Consider the following 17,767-nt stretch of genomic DNA (forward strand, 5'->3'; position numbering starts at 1 on the left):
GACCACAGTGTCACGTTCGACGGGTCACCGCGGTGGACCCGGGTGGTCGGAATCGAGCGCGGGCAGCCCGTCGATGCTGCGCCGGTTGCGGTTGATCAGCCGGGTGTAGGCCTCGTCGGGCGCCTTGTGGTGATACGCGTCGAGGACCGGTCGCTCGTCGACCAGCTCGTAGTAGGGCACCGCGAATCCGCACGCGTCGGCGATCCGCTCCACATCGACCACGATGATGGCGCGGATCCCCGCATGCCGGTCACCGAAATGCGTGATGAGATCGGCGAATTCGGCGTCGTCGGGCCGGATCACCCGCCCGGTTCCGAACAGCCGCAGGATCCGCGAGTTGCGGGTGAACGAGCAGAACATGACAGTGATGCGGCCGTTGTCGCGCAGATGGGCGATGGTCTCCACGCCGCTGCCGAACAGGTCCAGGTAGGCCACGGTGCGCTCGTCGAGCACCGCGAACGTGTCGCAATATCCCTTGGGGGACATGTTGATTCGGCCACCCTCGGAGGGCGCGGTGGCGACGAAGAACACGGCCTGTTCGCGGATGAAGTCGCGCAGCGACTCGTCGATGCAGTCAAATTCCTTCGCCACCCGTGCAGCGTAACCGCTAGCTAGCCGGTGAAGCGGTAGTCGTCCAGATCGAATCGCCGGCTGCGCCAGTACACCTCCGGGGTGGTGCCCGGCCGCAGCGGCACGTCGCCGTTCTTGTCGAAGTAATAGCTGTTGGCCAACCCGCAACTGTCCTGCCAGAAGATCTGCCGGTGCCGCCGGCGCATCATCTCGGCGAAGTAGCGGTCGTTGGCTTCCTCGCTCACCTCGACGCGGGTCGCGCCCAGGCGCTCCGCCCGCTTGAGGCACCGCACGATGTGATGGGTCTGCGCCTCGATGAGCGCGAAATACGAAGAGCCGACGTAACCGTACGGGCCGAACACCGTGAACAGGTTGGGGAAGCCCGGAACGGTGACGCCCTCGTAGGCCTGCAAGCGGTGCTCGTCCCAGAACCGGCTCAGCGAGCGACCGCCGCTGCCGGTGACCGCGAACGTGGGGACGCTGTCGGGGTCCATCACCTTGAAGCCGGTCGCCAGGATGAGCACGTCGATCTCGTGGGTTTCGCCGTCGGTGGTCGCCACCGCGTCGGGTGTGATCTTGTCGATCGGTTCGGTGACCAGGCGCACGTTGTCGCGGTTGAACGTGGCCAGGTAGCCGTTGTGGAAGCCGGGGCGCTTGCAGCCGACGGCGTAGCGCGGGGTGAGTTGCTCGCGCACCACCGGGTCGCGGACCTGCCGCCGCAGATAGGCGCGTCCCAACGCGGCCATCCTCTTGGCCAGCGGGATCACCGTGAAGTAGTGCGCCGAGATCGGGAAGGTCAGTTCCACGTACGCCTGGCTGAGCAGCCGCTGCAGCGCCTTGCCGCCCGGGATGCGCATCGCCCAGCGCGCCGGCGCGGGCAGCGGGACGTCCAGCTTCGGGAAACACCAGATCGGGGTGCGCTGAAACACGGTGAGCGACGAGACAATTGGCGCGATCTCGGGGATCACCTGCACGGCCGACGCGCCGGTGCCGATCACCGCGACGCGCTTGCCGCGCAAATCCTGGCCGTGATCCCACCGCGCGGTGTGCATCGTGACGCCGGCGAACGAGTCCACGCCGTCGATGTCGGGCAGGTTCGGCACCGTCAGCACGCCGCAGGCGCTGATCAAAAACCTCGCCGTGACTTCGCCGCCGGGGTCGGTCTGCACCCGCCACAGCCCGCGCTCGTCGTCGAAGTCGGCCGCCTGCACCTTGGTGTTGAACCGGATCCGCGAGCGGACGCCGTACTTGTCGGCGCAGTGTTCGGCGTAGGCCTTGAGTTCGCGGCCCGGCGCGTAGGTGCGCGACCAGTGCCGGCTCTGCTCGAAGGAGAACTGGTAGGAGAACGACGGAATGTCCACCGCGATACCGGGATAGGTGTTCCAGTGCCAGGTGCCGCCGACCCCGTCGCCGGCCTCGAGCACCAGATAATCGGGTAGCCCCGCCTTATCGAGGTTGATGGCGGCGCCAATGCCGGAGAATCCGGCACCGATGATCAGCGTGTGGTAATCGGGGGTTTCCCCGTCCATCCGGGCGAAGGTGCGCTCCGTCATGAACTCACCGTACGCCCCGGGCTCAGCCCCGCAGGGCGGTTCGCAGCGCCGCCAGGCCGCGCTCGAGCGCCGCGGTGGCCGCGGGCACCACACCGGCGTAGCCCAGGTAGCCGTGCACCAGCGTCTCGGCGTTGTGCACCTCGGCGGCGACCCCGGCAGCCGCCAGCAGTTCGCCGTACCGGATGCCGTCGTCGCGCAGCGGGTCATAGCCGGCGACGCCGATGTAGGCCGGCGCCAGGTTGCTCAGGTCCTTCGCGCGCCCCGGCGCCATGTCCGACGGCGGGTCGGACAGGTCGACTTCGCCCGCGTACCAACGGGAGAACTCGGCGACGGCCTTGACATCGAGGATCGGCGCGGTGGCGTTCTCGGCGAAGGACGGCAGCGTGGCGTCCCACATGGTCGACGGGTACCACAACAACTGGAATTTCAGGGCCGGTCCGCCGTGATCGCGTGCCCGCTGCGCGACCGCGGCGGCGATCGTGCCGCCGGCCGAATCCCCGGCGACGGCCATCCGGCCCGGGTCGCCGTGCAGGTCGGCGGCGTGCCCGGTGACCCAAAGCGTTGCCGCCCACGCGTCTTCGACCGCGCCGGGGTAGGGGTGCTCGGGCGCGAGCCGGTAGTCGACCGACACCACGATCGCGTCGGCGCCGACCGCATGCTGGCGCGCCGTGCCGTCGTGGGTGTCGAGGTCGCCGATCACGAAGCCGCCGCCATGGAAGAACAACACGACGGGCGCCCCGGTTTGACCGTCGGAATGGCTTGGCGGCCAATAGATCCGGATCGCGACCGGCCCGGCGGGGCCGGCAATCGTGCGGTCCTCGACCCGCAGCTCGGGATGCAGCGGCCTGCGCGGCAGGTCGCGGAACCGCTGGCGCGCCGCGTCGATGCCGTCCTCGGTGGATAGCCGGAAGGGAACCGCGTCCAGTACCTTCTGCAGGATGGGGTCGATCGCGGGTTTCTCGTCGGCTGTGTTATCCAAGCTGGGCATGGACGTACCGTACGCACCTCGTCTGGTGGCCGGCGCCTGGGTGGTGGCCGGCTGGGTGGCCCTGGGCTACGGCATCTACCTGACCGTGCTGGCGCTGCGCTCGCCGCCCGGAATGGAGCTGACCGGGCACTGGGTGCTGCAGCCGGCGTTCAAGGCCTCGATGGCGATCCTGCTGATGCTCGCCGCCGCCGGGCACGGATGCGTACGGGAGCGGCGGTGGCTGATGCCGGCCCTGCTGTTGTCGGCCCTGGGCGACTGGGTGCTCGCGATCCCGTGGTGGACGCTGTCCTTCGAGATCGGCCTGGCGGCATTCCTGTTGGCGCACATGTGTTTCATCGGTGCCCTGCTGCCGCTGGTTCCCCCGCTGTCGTGGTCGTCGCAAGCCGAGCGGCCCGCGGCGCTCCGGATCGCCGCGGTGGTCCTGATGTGCCTGGTGTCGATCGCGCTGATGGTGTGGTTTTGGCCGCACCTGGGCCCGGACAAGCTGACGTTGCCGGTGACGGTCTACATCGTGGTGCTGACCGCGATGGTGTGCACGGCGCTGCTGGCGAAAATGCCGACGATCTGGACGGCGGTGGGGGCGGTGTGTTTCGCGGCCTCGGATTCGATGATCGCGATCAGCCGCTTCATCCTGGGCAACGAGGCGCTCGCCGTGCCGATCTGGTGGTCCTACGCGGCGGCCCAGATCCTGATCACGGCGGGATTCTTCTTCGGCCGCGAGCTTCCCGGCCAGGACGGCGGGGACGCCGCGCCGCCCGCCGAAGGCTGATCTGTCGGTGGTCGCCGGTACGCTGCGGGCCGGACGGTAAGGCATTGGATAGCACCATGATTCGCGGCCCGAGGGCGCCGTGAGCCCCAGCGCGCGCACGCCGGTCGAAGTGGAACCCATCGCCCGCGTGCTGCCGATGCTGTCCGTGCCGCACCTGGACCGCGAGTTCGACTATCTGGTGTCGGCCGAGCAGTCCGACGATGCCCAGCCCGGGGTGCGGGTCCGGGTGCGTTTCCATGGCCGGCTGGTCGACGGGTTCGTGCTGGAGCGCCGCGCCGACACCGACCACCCGGGCAAGCTGGGCTGGCTGGACCGCGTCGTGTCGGCCGAACCGGTGCTCACCCCCGAGATCCGCCGGCTGGTCGACGCCGTGGCCGCGCGCTACGCGGGCACCCGTCCCGACGTCTTGCGGCTGGCCGTGCCGGCCCGCCACGCCAGGGTGGAGCGGGAGCCCGCCGTGAGCCGGGACCCGCCGGGCCCGGCGATCCCGGACCCCGTCGACCCCGCGGGCTGGGACGGCTACGGGCGGGGCGCTCAATTCCTGGCCGCGCTGGCCGAGTCGCGGGCCGCCCGGGCCGTCTGGCAGGCGCTGCCGGGCGAGCCGTGGACCGACCGATTCGCCGAGGCCGCCGCGCAAACGGTGCGGGCCGGCCGGTCCGCGCTGGCGATCGTTCCCGACCAGCGCGACCTGGACGCCCTGTGGCGGGCGGCGACGACACGGATCGACGAGGGCAGCGTGGTCGCCCTGTCGGCGGGCCTGGGCCCCGCGGCCCGGTATCGCCGCTGGCTGGCGGCGCTGCGGGGCACCGCGCGGCTGGTGATCGGCACCCGCAGCGCGGTGTTCGCGCCGCTGAGCGACCTGGGCCTGGTCATGGTGTGGGCCGACGCCGACGACAGCCTGGCCGAGCCGCGGGCCCCGTATCCGCACGCCCGCGAGGTGGCGATGCTGCGCGCGCACCAGGCCCGGTGCGCGGCCCTGATCGGCGGCTACGCGCGCACCGCGGAGGCCCACGCGCTGGTGCGCAGCGGATGGGCGCACGACATCGTCGCGGGGCGGCCCGTGGTGCGCGCCCGCACCCCGAGGGTGAGCGCGCTCGACGACACCGGCTACGCCGACGAGCGCGACCCGGCGGCCCGCACGGCGCGCATTCCCTCGATCGCGCTGCGCGCGGCCCGCTCGGCGTTGCAGGCCGGGACTCCGGTACTGGTGCAGGTGCCGCGGCGCGGATACGTCCCGTCGCTGGCGTGTGCGCGCTGCCGCACCATCGCCCGGTGCCGGCACTGCACCGGGCCGCTGTCGCTGCAGGAGGGGGGCGCCGCGCTGGTGTGCCGCTGGTGCGGGCGGATCGACCCGACGCGCCGGTGCGCGCGCTGCGGTTCGGACGCGGTGCGCGCCGTGGTCGTCGGGGCCCGCCGCACCGCCGAAGAGCTCGGCCGCGCGTTTCCGGGCACGGCCGTGATCACCTCGTCGGGCGATGGCGTCGTGCCCGAGGTCGCGCCCGGACCGGCCCTGGTGGTCGCCACCCCGGGGGCCGAACCGCGCGCGTCCGGTGGTTACGGGGCGGCGCTGCTGTTGGACACGTGGGCGCTGCTGGGCCGGCAGGATCTGCGCGCCGCCGAGGACGCGTTGTGGCGCTGGATGAGCGCCGCCGCGCTGGTGCGTGCTCGCGGCGACGGCGGCGTGGTGCTGGTGATCGCCGAATCATCGCTTCCCACAGTGCAATCGCTGATCCGCTGGGATCCGGTGGGGCACGCGGAAGCGGAACTGACCGCCCGCGCCGAGGTGGGCCTGCCGCCGAGCGTGCACATGGCGGCCATCGACGGAACGCCCGACGCGGTGACCGCGCTGCTCGGCGAGGTCCGGCTCGCCGAACTGGAAGCCGACCTGCTCGGGCCGGTGGACCTGCCGGCCGGCGTGCGCCGCCCCGCCGGGACCCCGGCGGGCGTGGCGGTGACGAGAATGCTGGTGCGCGTGCCCCGCCGGCAGGGCCTGGCGCTGGCGGCCGCGCTGCGCCGCGGCGTCGGTGTGCTCAGCGCCCGGCAAACCCATGAGCCCGCCCGGGTCCAGATCGATCCGCTGCACATCGGCTAGCGGTCACAAACCGTTACCCTGGGCGACAGTATGTGCATGCAATATTTCCTGTTTACGACATTCGAAGGTTGCTACACTTTCTATTCCTTAGCCGCCGAGAGGCCGGAAACAATCCGGGGAGGGGCGATATGACAGCGGACAACGCGACCGTTGACGAGTCGTTGGATGTCATCACCGACGCTTTGCTGACGGCCTCCCGTTTGCTGATGGCGATCTCGGCCCGTTCGGTCGGGCAGGTCGACGAGACCATCACCATCGCGCAGTTCCGGACGCTGGTGATCCTGTCCAACCGCGGCCCGGTCAATCTGGCCACCCTGGCGGGTCTGTTGGGCGTGCAGCCGTCGGCCACCGGCCGGATGGTGGACCGGCTGGTCGCCGCCGGACTGATCGACCGCCTGCCGCACCCGACCTCGCGCCGTGAGCTGCTCGCCGCGCTGACCACGCGCGGACGCGACGTCGTCCACCAGGTCACCGCGCACCGGCGCACCGAGATCGCGGCCATCGTCGCGAAGATGCCGCCGCCCGAGCGCCACGGGCTGGTGCGGGCGCTGACCGCGTTCACCGCGGCCGGTGGCGAGCCCGACGTGCACCTGGACGCCGATATCGGCCTGTAGCCGCCGGGTCTACCCCGCCTAGTCGGTCCGCTTGGTGGCGGTGAGCAGCAGGTACTCCCACCCCATGGTGCCGTCGACGAGGTATTGCTGCGCGAGCTCGACGAGTTGGGCGTCGAGCTCGGCGGCCAGCACCCGGTTGTGGCCGATGTTCGCGTAGGCCTCGATCGTCGGGCCGTAGTGCCGCTTGAAGTAGGCGTGCACGTCCTCCGCGCTGGCGAACCGGTCCACCGCCAACATCCCACGCGCCGTGGTGATTTCGCCGACGCGGTCGCCCAGCAGCGCCGTGACGTAGCCGGGCCGTCCCCACAGCGCCGCCGGCGGCACGGGGTGCGACAGGCTCGGGCGATAGGGCCGGATGGTGGCCAGCATCCGCCCGAAGAAGCCCTCCGGGGTCCAGCTGATCACGCCGATCGTGCCGCCGGGCCGGCAGACCCGGACGAGCTCGCCGGCGGCGCGTTGCTGGTCGGGCGCGAACTGCACGCCGATCGCCGACATGACGACGTCGAATTCGCCGTCGCCGAACGGCAGCGCGTGCGCGTTGGCCTCCCGGTAGTCGATCGTCAGGCCCTGCGCCGCGGCCCGGTCCCGCGAGCGCAGGAGCAGCTCGGGGGTGAGGTCGGTGGAGACGACGGCCGCCCCGGCGGCGGCGGCCGGCAGCGAGATGTTGCCCGAGCCGGCGGCGACGTCGAGGACTCGGACGCCGGGCCCGATGCCGGTGGCCTCGACGAGGGCGGGGCCCAGCGGGGCCATCACTTCCTCGGCCATCAGGGCGTAGTCGCCCAGTGCCCAAACCGTGCGGTGTGTGGCGGCGACTCGGGCGTCGCTGATGGTGGAGTCGACGGTCATCAGACCTCCTTGGGGGAACGGAAAGGTTGTCTTCGACGTCGATGTCGACACGCGGCGCGGTCTCACGCCGCTCGGATCATGACTACTAGAAATAGTAGCTATAAGCAATAGTGTACGCGCGCAATTCCGGTCTCCTCGGGTGGGTCCGGCCGGCCTCCGTCGCTTTCTAGACTGGGCCGGTGCGCCTTGTCTTCGCCGGTACTCCCGAGCCCGCGCTGCCCGCACTGCGCCGCCTCATCGACTCGCCACGCCACGACGTGATCGCGGTGCTGACCCGGCCCGACGCCGCCGCCGGGCGACGCGGCAAGCCGGAGCCGTCCCCGGTGGCCCGTGAGGCGCTCGACCGGGGCATTCCGGTGCTGCGGCCGCCGCGGCCCAACTCGGCGGAATTCGTCGCGGAGCTGTCGCGGCTGGCGCCGGACTGCTGCGCGGTCGTGGCCTACGGCGCGCTGCTGCGCGACGACCTGCTGGCGGTACCCCCGCGGGGCTGGATCAACCTGCACTTCTCGCTGCTGCCCGCCTGGCGCGGCGCCGCGCCGGTCCAGGCGGCCATCGCGGCGGGGGACACCATCACGGGGGCCTCGACGTTCCAGATCGAGCCGACCCTGGACTCGGGCCCGATCTACGGGGTGGTGACCGAGACGATCCGCCCGACCGATACCGCCGGGGAATTGCTTGAGCGACTGGCCATTTCGGGCGCGGCGCTGTTGTCGACCACGTTGGACGGCATCGCCGACTCGACGTTGACGCCGCGGCCGCAGCCGGCCGAGGGGGTCAGCGTCGCCCCCAAGATCACCGTGGAGCAGGCCCGGGTGCGCTGGGATCTGCCGGCGCTCGTGGTGGAACGCCGCATTCGCGCCGTCACGCCCAACCCCGGCGCGTGGACCGTGATCGGCGACCTGCGCGTCAAACTCGGGCCGGTCGACGCCGCCGTCGCGTCCGGTTCGCCAGAACCGTTGCCGCCCGGCGCGATTCACGTCGATCGCAAAGGCGTCTGGGTCGGCACCGGTTCGGATCCGGTTCGCCTGGGTCAAATCCAGCCGCCCGGAAAGAAATTCATGAACGCGGTCGACTGGGCGCGCGGCGCCCGGCTCGACCCCGCGGTGCGGGCGACATGAGCGCCGGCCGTGACGGGCGCCAGCGCAACCGGCCGGACCGCCAGCCGGCCCGGCCGCAGCGCCGGCCTGCGCAGCGGGATCGGCGGCCCGCCCGCCGGCCGCTGGACCCGGCCCGGGCAGCGGCGTTCGAGGTGCTACGGGCGGTCAGCGAGCGCGATGCGTACGCGAACCTGGCGCTGCCCGCGCTGCTGCGCGAGCGCGGAATCACCGGCCGCGACGCCGCATTCGCCACCGAGCTGACGTACGGCGCGTGCCGCAGCCGTGGCCTGCTCGACGCGGTCATCGGCGCGGCCGCCGGGCGCACCCCGCAAGCCATCGACCCCGTCCTGCTCGACCTGCTGCGCCTGGGCGCGTATCAGTTGCTGCGCACCCGGGTCGACGCGCACGCCGCGGTGTCCACCACCGTCGAACAGGCGGGCATCGAATTCGATTCGGCGCGAGCGGGTTTCGTCAACGGGGTGCTGCGCACCATCTCCGGGCGCGACGAACAAGCCTGGGTCGCGGAGCTGGCGCCGGACCCGGCGCGGGATCCGATCGGGCACGCCGCGTTCGTGCACGCCCATCCGCGATGGATCGCCCAGGCCTTCGCCGACGCGCTGGGCGCGGCGGCGGGTGAACTCGACGCGGTGCTCGCCAGCGACGACGAACGGCCCCAGGTGCATCTGGCCGCGCGCGCCGGAGCGCTGACCGCCGCCGAGCTGGCGGACGCGGTGGGCGGCACCGTCGGGCGGTATTCGCCGTACGCGGTGTACCTGCCGGGCGGCGATCCCGGGCGGCTGGCGCCGGTGCGCGACGGTGCGGCGCTGGTCCAGGACGAGGGCAGCCAGCTGGTGGCGCGCGCGCTGACCCTGGCGCCGGTCGAGCGCGACGGCGGCCGCTGGCTCGACCTGTGCGCCGGGCCGGGCGGCAAGACGGCGCTGCTGGCGTCGCTGGGCACGGGATCCGGGGCCCACGTCACCGCGGTGGAGCCGGCCCCGCGCCGCGCCGACCTGGTGACCGAGAACACCCGCGGCCTGCCGGTCGACGTGCTGCGGGTCGACGGCCGGCACACCGACCTCGAGCCGGCGTTCGACCGGGTGCTCGTCGACGTGCCCTGCACCGGGCTGGGGGCGCTGCGCCGCCGGCCCGAGGCCCGGTGGCGCCGTCAACCGTCCGACGTGCCGGCACTGGCCAAGCTGCAGCGCGAGTTGCTGGGCGCCGCGATCGCGCTGACCCGTCCCGGGGGTGTGGTGCTCTATGCCACCTGTTCGCCGCACCTGGCCGAAACCGTCGGGGTGGTCGCCGACGCGCTGCGCCGCCATCCGGTGAGCGCGCTGGACACCCGGCCGTTGTTCGAGCCCGTCGACCACCTGGGCGACGGGCCTTACGTTCAGCTGTGGCCGCACCGGCACGGCACCGACGCGATGTTCGCGGCGGCGCTGCGCCGCGAAGCGGGGTAGCGGGGGCGCGACACGACGAACCCCGCCGCGGCCGCGCTGCGCCGCGAAGCGGGGTAGCGGGGACGCGACACGACGAACCCCGCCGCGGCCGCGCTGCGCCGCGAAGCGGGGTAGCGCCGCCAGATGTGAACCGGCCCGCGCGGCTCAGTAGTCTGGCGCTCATGGCTGGCAACACGGAATCATCGAAGGGGCCCCTGATCGCACCGTCGATCCTTTCCGCTGACTTCTCCCGGCTCGCCGACGAGGCCGCCGCCGTGACCGGCGCCGACTGGCTGCACGTCGACGTGATGGACAACCACTTCGTGCCGAACCTGACCCTCGGGCTGCCGGTGGTGGAGAGCCTGCTGGCGGCCACCACCATCCCGATGGACTGCCATCTGATGATCGAGGACCCCGACCGCTGGGCGCCGCCCTACGCCGAGGCGGGGGCCTACAACGTCACCTTCCACGCCGAGGCCACCCAGAATCCGATCGCCGTCGCGCGCGACATCCGCGCCGCCGGCGCCAAAGCGGGGATCAGCGTGAAGCCGGGCACGCCGCTCGAGCCGTACCTGGAGATCCTGCCGCAGTTCGACACCCTGCTCATCATGTCGGTGGAGCCCGGCTTCGGCGGCCAGAGCTTCATTCCCGAGGTCCTGAGCAAGGTGCGCACGGCCCGCAAGCTGATCGACGCGGGGGAGTTGACGATCCTGGTCGAAATCGACGGCGGGATCAACGGGGACACCATCGAGCAGGCCGCCGAGGCGGGCGTCGACTGCTTCGTCGCAGGGTCGGCCGTCTACGGCGCCGCCGACCCGGAGACGGCGATCGACGCGTTGCGCCGTCAGGCCGCCGCCGCGTCCCCGCATCGGCGTCGATGACCGTTTCCCCGGGCGACGGCCTTGACGCCGCGATGCGCTTGGCGATCGAGCAGTCCACTCTCGTCAAGGGAACGACGTATCCGAATCCCCCGGTCGGCGCGGTCATCCTGGACGCCGGCGGGGAGGTGGTCGGCGTGGGCGGCACCGAGCCGGCCGGTGGCGATCATGCCGAGATCCTGGCGCTGCGCCGCGCCGGCGACCTGGCTGCGGGCGGGACCGTCGTGGTCACGCTCGAGCCGTGCAACCACTACGGCAAGACCCCGCCGTGCGTGAACGCGCTGCTGGACGCGAAGGTGGCCACCGTGGTCTACGCGGTCGCCGACCCGAACCCGCAGGCCGCCGGGGGCGCGGCGCGGCTCGAGGAGGCGGGCGTCGCGGTGCGCTCCGGAGTGCTGGCCGACGAGGTCGCCCGCGGGCCGCTGCGCGAGTGGCTGCACAAGCAGCGGACCGGGCTGCCGCATCTGACGTGGAAGTACGCCAGCAGCGTCGATGGCCGCAGCGCGGCCGCCGACGGCTCCAGCCAGTGGATTTCCAGCGAGGCCTCACGGCTGGACCTGCACCGCCGCCGCGGGGCGTGCGACGCGATCGTGGTGGGCACGGGCACCGTGCTGGCCGACGACCCGGCGCTGACGGCCCGCTTGCCCGACGGCTCGCTGGCCGCGCGACAGCCGCTGCGGGTCGTCGTGGGGATGCGCGAAATACCTTCGGAGGCAAAGGTTCTCAACGACGATTCGCGAACCATGCTGATCCGGACGCACGACCCCGCCGAGGTGCTCAAGGCCGTGTCGGACCGCACCGACGTGCTGTTGGAGGGCGGCCCGACCCTGGCGGGCGCCTTCCTGCGGGCCGGGGCGGTGGACCGAATCCTCGCCTACGTCGCGCCGACCCTGTTAGGGGGACCGGTCACCGCGGTCGACGACGTCGGTGTGTCGACGATAACTCGGGCGTTGCGCTGGCAGTTCGACGGAATCGATCGGGTGGGACCCGACGTGGTACTCAGCCTGGTGCCGCGCAGCGCCTAGCGCTCGCTCAGCGAAACTTCTTGCGGCTCAGGGATTTCCGGTTCCTCGGCGTGTTCATTGCGGCCGCCGATCAGCAGACCCAGCAGCGCGCCCGCGATGCAGATCACGACGGTGGCCGCGAAGATGTCGCCGTACATCATGGCGAACGCCTTGAGGTACATCGTTCCCTGCGCGGCGATCCGCTCCAACAGGGTGGCGTCGGGCGGGATCGCGGCCGTCAGGCCCGCCACGATCTGGTTGAACCGGTACAGGCCCCACGCGCTGAGCGCGGCCACCCCGATCAGCATGCCCGTCATCCGGGCCACCACCACGGCCGCCGAGGCGATGCCGTGCTGGGCCGACGGGACGACGCGCAGCGCGGCCGACGTCAGCGGCCCGATCACCAGTCCGAGGCCGAAGCCCGCCACCAGCAGGTCGGCGTGCAGCACCGGGACGTTGAGCAGCCCCAGGATGTTGTGCTTCTGGCTCATCACGTCCTGGCGCCAGTAATGGATCAGCCAGTACCCGTACGCCGCGATGAGCAGCCCGACGAAGGTCACCGCCCGGTCGCCGACGCGGGTGGCGATCCACCCGCCCAGCACCGCCCCGATCGGCAGCGCGATCAAAAACCACAGCAACAGCCCGGCGGCCTGCGTCTGGGTTTGCCCCAGCACTCCCTGGCCGAACAGCTCGACGTCGACCAGGGTCACCATCAGCGCCGCGCCCGCGAACAACGAGGCGCCCAGCGCGGCCAGGAACGGCCGGAAGCGCACGCCGGCCGGTTCGATCAGCCGGGTCCGGGAGAACCGCTCCCACAGCAGGAACAGCACCCCGACCACGGCCGCGCCGATCACCAGCGGCAACCCGTAGCTGGGCAGGATCTGCTTGCCGTCGGGCTGCGGGTTGTACAGGCCGATCACGGCGAGCCCCAGCGCGACCGCGAGCAGCACGCCACCGACCAGGTCGACCTTCTCGGGCGTTTCGGTGCGTTCGTGCGACGGCAGGCTGAACTGGATCATCACCATCGCGATGAGGGTCAGCGGGACGTTGATCCAGAACACGTAGCGCCAGTCGTGGAACAGGAAGACGATGAAGATCCCGTACAGCGGGCCCAGCACGCTGCCGAGCTCTTGGGCGGCGCCGATGCCGCCGAGCACGCCGGCGCGGTTGCGCTGGGCCCACAGGTCGGCGCCCAGGGCGAGGGTGACCGGCAGCAGCGCGCCGCTGGCCACACCCTGGATCGTGCGGCCGCCGACCAGCAGGTGGAAATCGCCCCAATGACCGGCCAGCGCGGTGACCACCGAGCCGACCATGAACAGCGCCAGGCTGACCTGCAGCACCAGCTTGCGGCCGAACCGGTCGGACGCCCGGCCCAGCAGCGGCATGGCGGCGATGTAGCCCAGCAGGTACATCGTGATGATCCACGTGATGCGCTGCAGCTGATTGATGGGGATGTGAACGTCGCTCATGATGTCGCGCATGATCGTCACGACGACATAGGCGTCCAGGGCGCCCAGCAGAACCGCCAGGCTGCCGGCGCTGATCGCGACGCGGCGCCCGGTTTGTGTGGTCACGAGCTCACCGGGGGCTTGGTGACCTGAACCTGCTCGCCCCACTTCGACAGGGTGACCTCGGCGGAATTGCCCGAACTCTTCTCCAGGTTGGCGCGCACCAGCTGGTGGTCACCGGACTCCTGGATCCACACCGTGCTCGGGACCCGCTGGGTCGCGTTGAACTGCGGCACGATCTTGTTCACCGCGTCGGCCGAGACGTTGCCGCTGACCTTGATGGTGCTCTGCCCGTCGATGGTCTCGCGGCCCTCGGCCTTGGCGTCGCTGAAGTTCGCCAGCGCGTTGCCCAGCCCGCTGTCCGGGTTCAGCAGCACCGACACGTCGTAGATGTCGGACGCCTTGCCGAAATCGCTCCACTTGTTGGGGGTCAGCGTGGCGTACAGGGTCCCGTCGACGACCACGAAGTTGGCGTCGATGTCGGAGCCGCCCAAGGTGATGGTGGCGTTGCCCGACGCGGCGGTGGCCGGTGCCGTGGTGAGGTCGCCGTTGAGCGTCTTGATGGGGAGCCCGGGGATCTTGCCCTGGATGCTCAGCGCGATGTGCGCGCTCTGCACCTTCTTGGTGGCGTCGGCCGACTGCTTGACCAAGGTCGTGCCGTCGGGCAGTGGTGCGCCGCTCTGCTTTGAGCCCGACGAGCAGCCTGCGATCAAGGCGGTGGCGAGGGTCAGGGATGCGAGGACGGCCGATAGACGGCGGCGGGTCTGCATACTTCGCATCGTAGAGGGTGCCGGTGACTGCCCTGGTTAACGCGGGGCCCCGGTGTCGCCCGTGCGGTGGTGTTTGCCCTGCTCATCCGCGTGCGGGCGGGCCAATTAGCCTTAGGGGATGTTTACCGGAATTGTCGAGGAACTCGGGGAGGTGACGGGTCGCGACGTCCTTTCCGACGCGGCGCGGCTGACGATCCGCGGAGCCGTCGTGACCGCCGACGCGGGCCATGGCGACTCGATCGCCGTCAACGGCGTGTGCCTGACCGTCGCCGAGCTGCTGCCCGGCGGGCTGTTCACCGCCGACGTGATGGGCGAAACGCTGAACCGGTCGAACCTCGGCGCATTGCAGGTCGGCAGCCGGGTGAACCTGGAGCGCGCCGCGGCCGTCAACAGCCGGCTGGGCGGGCACATCGTGCAGGGCCACGTCGACGGGACGGGGCGGATCGTGGCCCGCTCGCCGTCCGAGCACTGGGAGGTCGTGCGCATCGAGATCCCCGCGGAGGTGGCCCGCTACGTCGTGGAGAAGGGGTCGATCACCGTCGACGGGATCTCGTTGACGGTGTCCGGGCTCGGCAGTGACCCGCGCGACTGGTTCGAGGTCTCGTTGATTCCCACCACCCGCGAACTGACCACCCTGGGCCAGGCCCCGATCGGGACGCAGGTGAACCTCGAAGTCGACGTGATCGCGAAATACGTCGAGCGGTTGATGTCCCGCTGATCAAGCCGTCGCAATAACGGCGCCGCCGGCGTGGTTCATACTGAATGCAACACGTGGGCTTCTCGTGTGGGCCGTTTTGACAGTGTTCCCCCTCGGAAAAGCGGGGACGGCGAGGTAGCAGGGATGACGAGGTTGGACTCCGTCGAGAGGGCGGTTGCCGACATTGCGGCCGGCAAGGCCGTCATCGTCATTGACGACGAGGACCGCGAGAACGAGGGCGATCTGATCTTCGCCGCCGAGAAGGCGACGCCGGAGATGGTGGCGTTCATGGTGCGCTATACCTCGGGATACCTGTGCGTGCCGCTGGACGGGGCGATCTGCGACCGCCTGGGGCTGCTGCCGATGTACGCCGTGAACCAGGACAAGCACGGCACCGCTTACACAGTCACGGTGGACGCGAAAGATGGTGTGGGAACCGGCATTTCGGCATCCGACCGCGCCACGACGATGCGGCTGCTCGCCAATCCCATCAGCGTCGCCGACGATTTCACCCGCCCCGGTCACGTGGTTCCGTTGCGCGCCAAGGACGGTGGCGTGCTGCGCCGGCCCGGTCACACCGAGGCCGCGGTCGACCTGGCCCGGATGGCCGGCCTGCAGCCCGCGGGCGCCATCTGCGAGATCGTCAGCCAGAAGGACGAAGGCTCGATGGCGCAGACCGACGAGCTGCGGGTGTTCGCCGACGAACACGACCTCGCCATGATCACCATCGCCGACCTGATCGAGTGGCGGCGCAAGCACGAGAAGCACATCGCCCGCATCGCCGAGGCCCGGATCCCGACTCGGCACGGCGAGTTTCGTGCCATCGGCTACGCCAGCATCTACGAGGAAGTCGAACACGTCGCGCTGGTGCGCGGCGAGATCGCCGGGCCGGACTCCGACGGCGACGACGTGCTGGTGCGCGTGCACTCCGAGTGCCTGACCGGTGACGTCTTCGGTTCCCGCCGCTGCGACTGCGGGCCGCAGCTGGACGCCGCCATGGCGATGGTCGCCCGCGAGGGACGCGGCATCGTGCTCTACATGCGCGGCCACGAGGGCCGCGGCATCGGCCTAATGCACAAACTGCAGGCCTATCAGCTGCAGGACGCCGGCGAGGACACCGTCGACGCCAACCTCAAGCTCGGATTGCCCGCCGACGCAAGGGATTACGGGATCGGCGCGCAGATCCTGGTCGACCTCGGCGTGCGCTCGATGCGGCTGTTGACCAACAACCCGGCCAAGCGCGTCGGGCTGGACGGGTACGGTCTGCACATCATCGAGCGGGTGCCGCTTCCCGTGCGCGCCAACGCGGAGAACATCCGTTACCTGATGACCAAGCGGGACAAGATGGGCCACGACCTGGCCGGGCTGGACGACTTTCACGAATCCGTCCACCTGCCAGGTGAATTCGGTGGTGCGTTGTGAATCGCGCCGCCGACGATGCAGAACGAAGTGATGCGCAGGAGCGGCGCCCATGAGCCCCGCCGAGGGGGTGCCGGAGGTTCCCCCGCTCGATGCGTCCGGCCTGCGACTGGCCCTCGTTGCGAGTACCTGGCACAGCGAGATCTGCGACGCACTGCTGGCGGGTGCCAGCAAGGTGGCCTCGGAATCGGGTGTCGACGACCCGACGGTGGTCCGGGTGATCGGCGCGATCGAGATTCCGGTGGTGGCCCAGGAGCTTGCCCGCAACCACGACGCCGTCGTCGCGCTGGGCGTCGTGATCCGTGGGCAGACACCGCATTTCGAATACGTCTGCGATGCGGTGACCCAGGGCCTGACCCGGGTGTCGCTGGACACTTCCACACCGGTGGCCAACGGGGTGCTGACCACCGACACCGAGCAGCAGGCACTGGACCGCGCCGGCCTTCCGGAATCGGCCGAGGACAAAGGGGCCCAAGCCACGCTGGCGGCCCTGACCACCGCGCTGACCCTGCGTGAGTTGCGCGCTCGGTCGTGACTGAGCCTCCCGACCGCGAGACCTGGGATGCGGTGTTGCGTCCCCACCGCACGCCGCTGTTCGCCTATGGGGCGGCGGTGCTCATCGCCGGCGCGCACATCGTGGTGGGGCTATTGCTCAAGGCGAGATCGACCGGCGTGGTTTTTCAGACTGCCGACCAGGTGGCGATCGCGGTGCTGGGGCTGGTCATCGCCGGCATCGTGCTGTTGTTCGCCCGCCCCCGGCTGCGGGTTGGGCCGTCGGGCGTATCGGTGCGAAACCTGCTGGGAGACAAGCTGATCGAGTGGCCCGATGTTGTCGACGTCTCGTTTCCGGTGGGCCACCGCTGGGCGCGCATCGATTTGCCGGACGACGAGTACATCCCGGTGATGGCCATCCAGGCCGTCGACAAGGGCCGCGCGGTGGAGGCCATGGACACGGTGCGCGCGTTGCTGACGCGCTATCGGCCGGACCTGCCGGCCTCCTGAGCGCCGTACAGGCCGGCGGGCTCGCTGCGTACCCGCAGCGGCCCGCCGCCTGACTACCTAACGCTTGAGTCGGAGACCCGTATCGGAGGCACTCAGTATCGGGTGCAGTCCGTCATCATCTGCTGGAAAATCGGCAGGGCCTGCTGCGCCCCCTGGTTGTGCTCGATCGCGTGCAGCAGGTTCACGCGCTGATCGGGCGACGACGCCAGGTACTGCTGCAAAAACTGCTGGTTCGGCGGCGACTGGTCGAGGTACTGGGCGGCCATCGGGTTCTCCGCGTGCACGGCCCGCATCGCCTGGTCGTAGCTACAGGTCGTGTTGATCATCGGACCGTAATCGGGGCTGGCCGATGCGACCCCGGCCCCAGCGGTCGACGCCAAAGCCAAGCCGCCGACGGTGACGGCCAGTCTGGCCCACGAGCGCTTCATCATTTACGGACTCCCTCCATTGCTGTGCCCCCACTCTAACGTTGAGTTAGAGGCTTGGTAGCCAGAACCGGCGCCGCCCAAACCGCCGGCAAC

General features: G+C 70.8%; 18 protein-coding genes. 11 read left to right on the plus strand and 7 right to left on the minus strand.

Annotated elements, in window-relative coordinates; translation table 11 throughout:
* Positions 1 to 24: 24 nt before the first annotated feature.
* From QGN30_RS12055 to QGN30_RS12065, 3 genes are read right to left on the minus strand one after another with little or no spacing between them, the layout of a single operon-like run.
* Positions 25 to 591: a pyridoxamine 5'-phosphate oxidase family protein gene (locus tag QGN30_RS12055; RefSeq protein ID WP_020822973.1), complete on the minus strand. Its 567-nt coding sequence runs from the start codon at positions 589 to 591 to the stop codon at positions 25 to 27.
* Between the two features lie 20 nt (positions 592 to 611).
* The gene (locus QGN30_RS12060; RefSeq protein ID WP_038538704.1) at positions 612 to 2,099 is read right to left on the minus strand and encodes a flavin-containing monooxygenase; all 1,488 of its coding nucleotides are present in this window, start codon (positions 2,097 to 2,099) and stop codon (positions 612 to 614) included.
* Positions 2,100 to 2,145: 46 nt separating this feature from the next.
* Positions 2,146 to 3,111, minus strand: coding sequence for an alpha/beta hydrolase (locus QGN30_RS12065; protein ID WP_038536701.1), 966 nt, complete (start codon positions 3,109 to 3,111; stop codon positions 2,146 to 2,148).
* Here QGN30_RS12065 and QGN30_RS12070 point away from each other — a divergent pair.
* From QGN30_RS12070 to QGN30_RS12080, 3 genes are all read left to right on the plus strand, one after another.
* On the plus strand, positions 3,110 to 3,880 hold the full coding sequence (locus QGN30_RS12070; RefSeq protein WP_038536698.1) for a lysoplasmalogenase: 771 nt from the start codon (positions 3,110 to 3,112) through the stop codon (positions 3,878 to 3,880). The two genes, QGN30_RS12065 and QGN30_RS12070, sit on opposite strands and share 2 nt — an antisense overlap.
* A 79-nt stretch (positions 3,881 to 3,959) precedes the next feature.
* Complete coding sequence (locus QGN30_RS12075; protein WP_198347133.1) at positions 3,960 to 5,972, plus strand: primosomal protein N'; 2,013 nt, start codon at positions 3,960 to 3,962, stop codon at positions 5,970 to 5,972.
* Positions 5,973 to 6,100: 128 nt separating this feature from the next.
* Positions 6,101 to 6,586 carry a MarR family winged helix-turn-helix transcriptional regulator gene (locus QGN30_RS12080; protein WP_008258186.1) on the plus strand — a complete coding sequence of 162 codons (486 nt, stop codon included), beginning with the start codon at positions 6,101 to 6,103 and terminating at the stop codon, positions 6,584 to 6,586.
* An 18-nt stretch (positions 6,587 to 6,604) separates the two neighbouring features.
* Here QGN30_RS12080 and QGN30_RS12085 read toward each other — a convergent pair whose 3' ends face one another.
* Positions 6,605 to 7,432 carry a class I SAM-dependent methyltransferase gene (locus QGN30_RS12085; protein WP_009956099.1) on the minus strand — a complete coding sequence of 276 codons (828 nt, stop codon included), beginning with the start codon at positions 7,430 to 7,432 and terminating at the stop codon, positions 6,605 to 6,607.
* A 179-nt stretch (positions 7,433 to 7,611) separates the two neighbouring features.
* On the opposite strand from QGN30_RS12085, the gene fmt reads away from it, so the two are divergent.
* The 4 genes from fmt to ribD all read left to right on the plus strand — a co-directional run bounded on the left by fmt (position 7,612) and on the right by ribD (position 11,871).
* Positions 7,612 to 8,550, plus strand: a complete 939-nt coding sequence (gene fmt, locus QGN30_RS12090) for a methionyl-tRNA formyltransferase (RefSeq protein ID WP_014382834.1) — start codon at positions 7,612 to 7,614, stop codon at positions 8,548 to 8,550.
* The gene (locus tag QGN30_RS12095) at positions 8,547 to 9,989 is read left to right on the plus strand and encodes a 16S rRNA m5C967 methyltransferase (protein WP_042792047.1); all 1,443 of its coding nucleotides are present in this window, start codon (positions 8,547 to 8,549) and stop codon (positions 9,987 to 9,989) included. Before fmt ends, QGN30_RS12095 begins: the two co-directional genes overlap by 4 nt.
* A gap of 152 nt (positions 9,990 to 10,141) precedes the next feature.
* Positions 10,142 to 10,849, plus strand: coding sequence for a ribulose-phosphate 3-epimerase (gene rpe, locus QGN30_RS12100; RefSeq protein ID WP_085977606.1), 708 nt, complete (start codon positions 10,142 to 10,144; stop codon positions 10,847 to 10,849).
* A complete protein-coding gene (gene ribD, locus QGN30_RS12105) occupies positions 10,846 to 11,871 on the plus strand; it encodes a bifunctional diaminohydroxyphosphoribosylaminopyrimidine deaminase/5-amino-6-(5-phosphoribosylamino)uracil reductase RibD (RefSeq protein ID WP_014380478.1) in 1,026 nt (341 codons plus the stop codon). Before rpe ends, ribD begins: the two co-directional genes overlap by 4 nt.
* On the opposite strand, the gene QGN30_RS12110 is transcribed toward ribD, so the two are convergent.
* Together QGN30_RS12110 and QGN30_RS12115 are read right to left on the minus strand one after the other, a co-directional pair.
* Positions 11,868 to 13,424 (minus strand): MFS transporter, encoded by a 1,557-nt coding sequence (locus tag QGN30_RS12110; RefSeq protein WP_008258179.1) that lies wholly within the window; start codon positions 13,422 to 13,424, stop codon positions 11,868 to 11,870. The genes ribD and QGN30_RS12110 overlap by 4 nt on opposite strands.
* Positions 13,421 to 14,128: an LppX_LprAFG lipoprotein gene (locus tag QGN30_RS12115; RefSeq protein WP_008258177.1), complete on the minus strand. Its 708-nt coding sequence runs from the start codon at positions 14,126 to 14,128 to the stop codon at positions 13,421 to 13,423. The genes QGN30_RS12110 and QGN30_RS12115 overlap by 4 nt, the downstream gene beginning before the upstream one ends.
* Before the next feature lie 118 nt (positions 14,129 to 14,246).
* Between QGN30_RS12115 and QGN30_RS12120 the strand changes: the two genes are divergently transcribed.
* The 4 genes from QGN30_RS12120 (at position 14,247) to QGN30_RS12135 (ending at position 17,246) form a co-directional block, all read left to right on the plus strand.
* Entirely contained in the window at positions 14,247 to 14,846 is a 600-nt protein-coding gene (locus tag QGN30_RS12120; RefSeq protein ID WP_014380477.1) for a riboflavin synthase, read from the plus strand.
* A 123-nt stretch (positions 14,847 to 14,969) separates the two neighbouring features.
* A complete protein-coding gene (locus QGN30_RS12125; protein WP_008258174.1) occupies positions 14,970 to 16,247 on the plus strand; it encodes a bifunctional 3,4-dihydroxy-2-butanone-4-phosphate synthase/GTP cyclohydrolase II in 1,278 nt (425 codons plus the stop codon).
* Between the two features lie 49 nt (positions 16,248 to 16,296).
* A complete protein-coding gene (gene ribH, locus QGN30_RS12130; protein WP_008258173.1) occupies positions 16,297 to 16,779 on the plus strand; it encodes a 6,7-dimethyl-8-ribityllumazine synthase in 483 nt (160 codons plus the stop codon).
* Positions 16,776 to 17,246: a PH domain-containing protein gene (locus tag QGN30_RS12135; RefSeq protein WP_014385263.1), complete on the plus strand. Its 471-nt coding sequence runs from the start codon at positions 16,776 to 16,778 to the stop codon at positions 17,244 to 17,246. Before ribH ends, QGN30_RS12135 begins: the two co-directional genes overlap by 4 nt.
* A gap of 92 nt (positions 17,247 to 17,338) precedes the next feature.
* Here the strand turns inward: QGN30_RS12135 and QGN30_RS12140 are convergent, their stop codons facing one another.
* Positions 17,339 to 17,677 carry a hemophore-related protein gene (locus QGN30_RS12140; protein ID WP_014380474.1) on the minus strand — a complete coding sequence of 113 codons (339 nt, stop codon included), beginning with the start codon at positions 17,675 to 17,677 and terminating at the stop codon, positions 17,339 to 17,341.
* Positions 17,678 to 17,767 lie beyond the last annotated feature (90 nt).

It is taken from the genome of Mycobacterium sp. 3-98 (genome assembly GCF_035918355.1).
Classification (GTDB): domain Bacteria; phylum Actinomycetota; class Actinomycetes; order Mycobacteriales; family Mycobacteriaceae; genus Mycobacterium; species Mycobacterium intracellulare.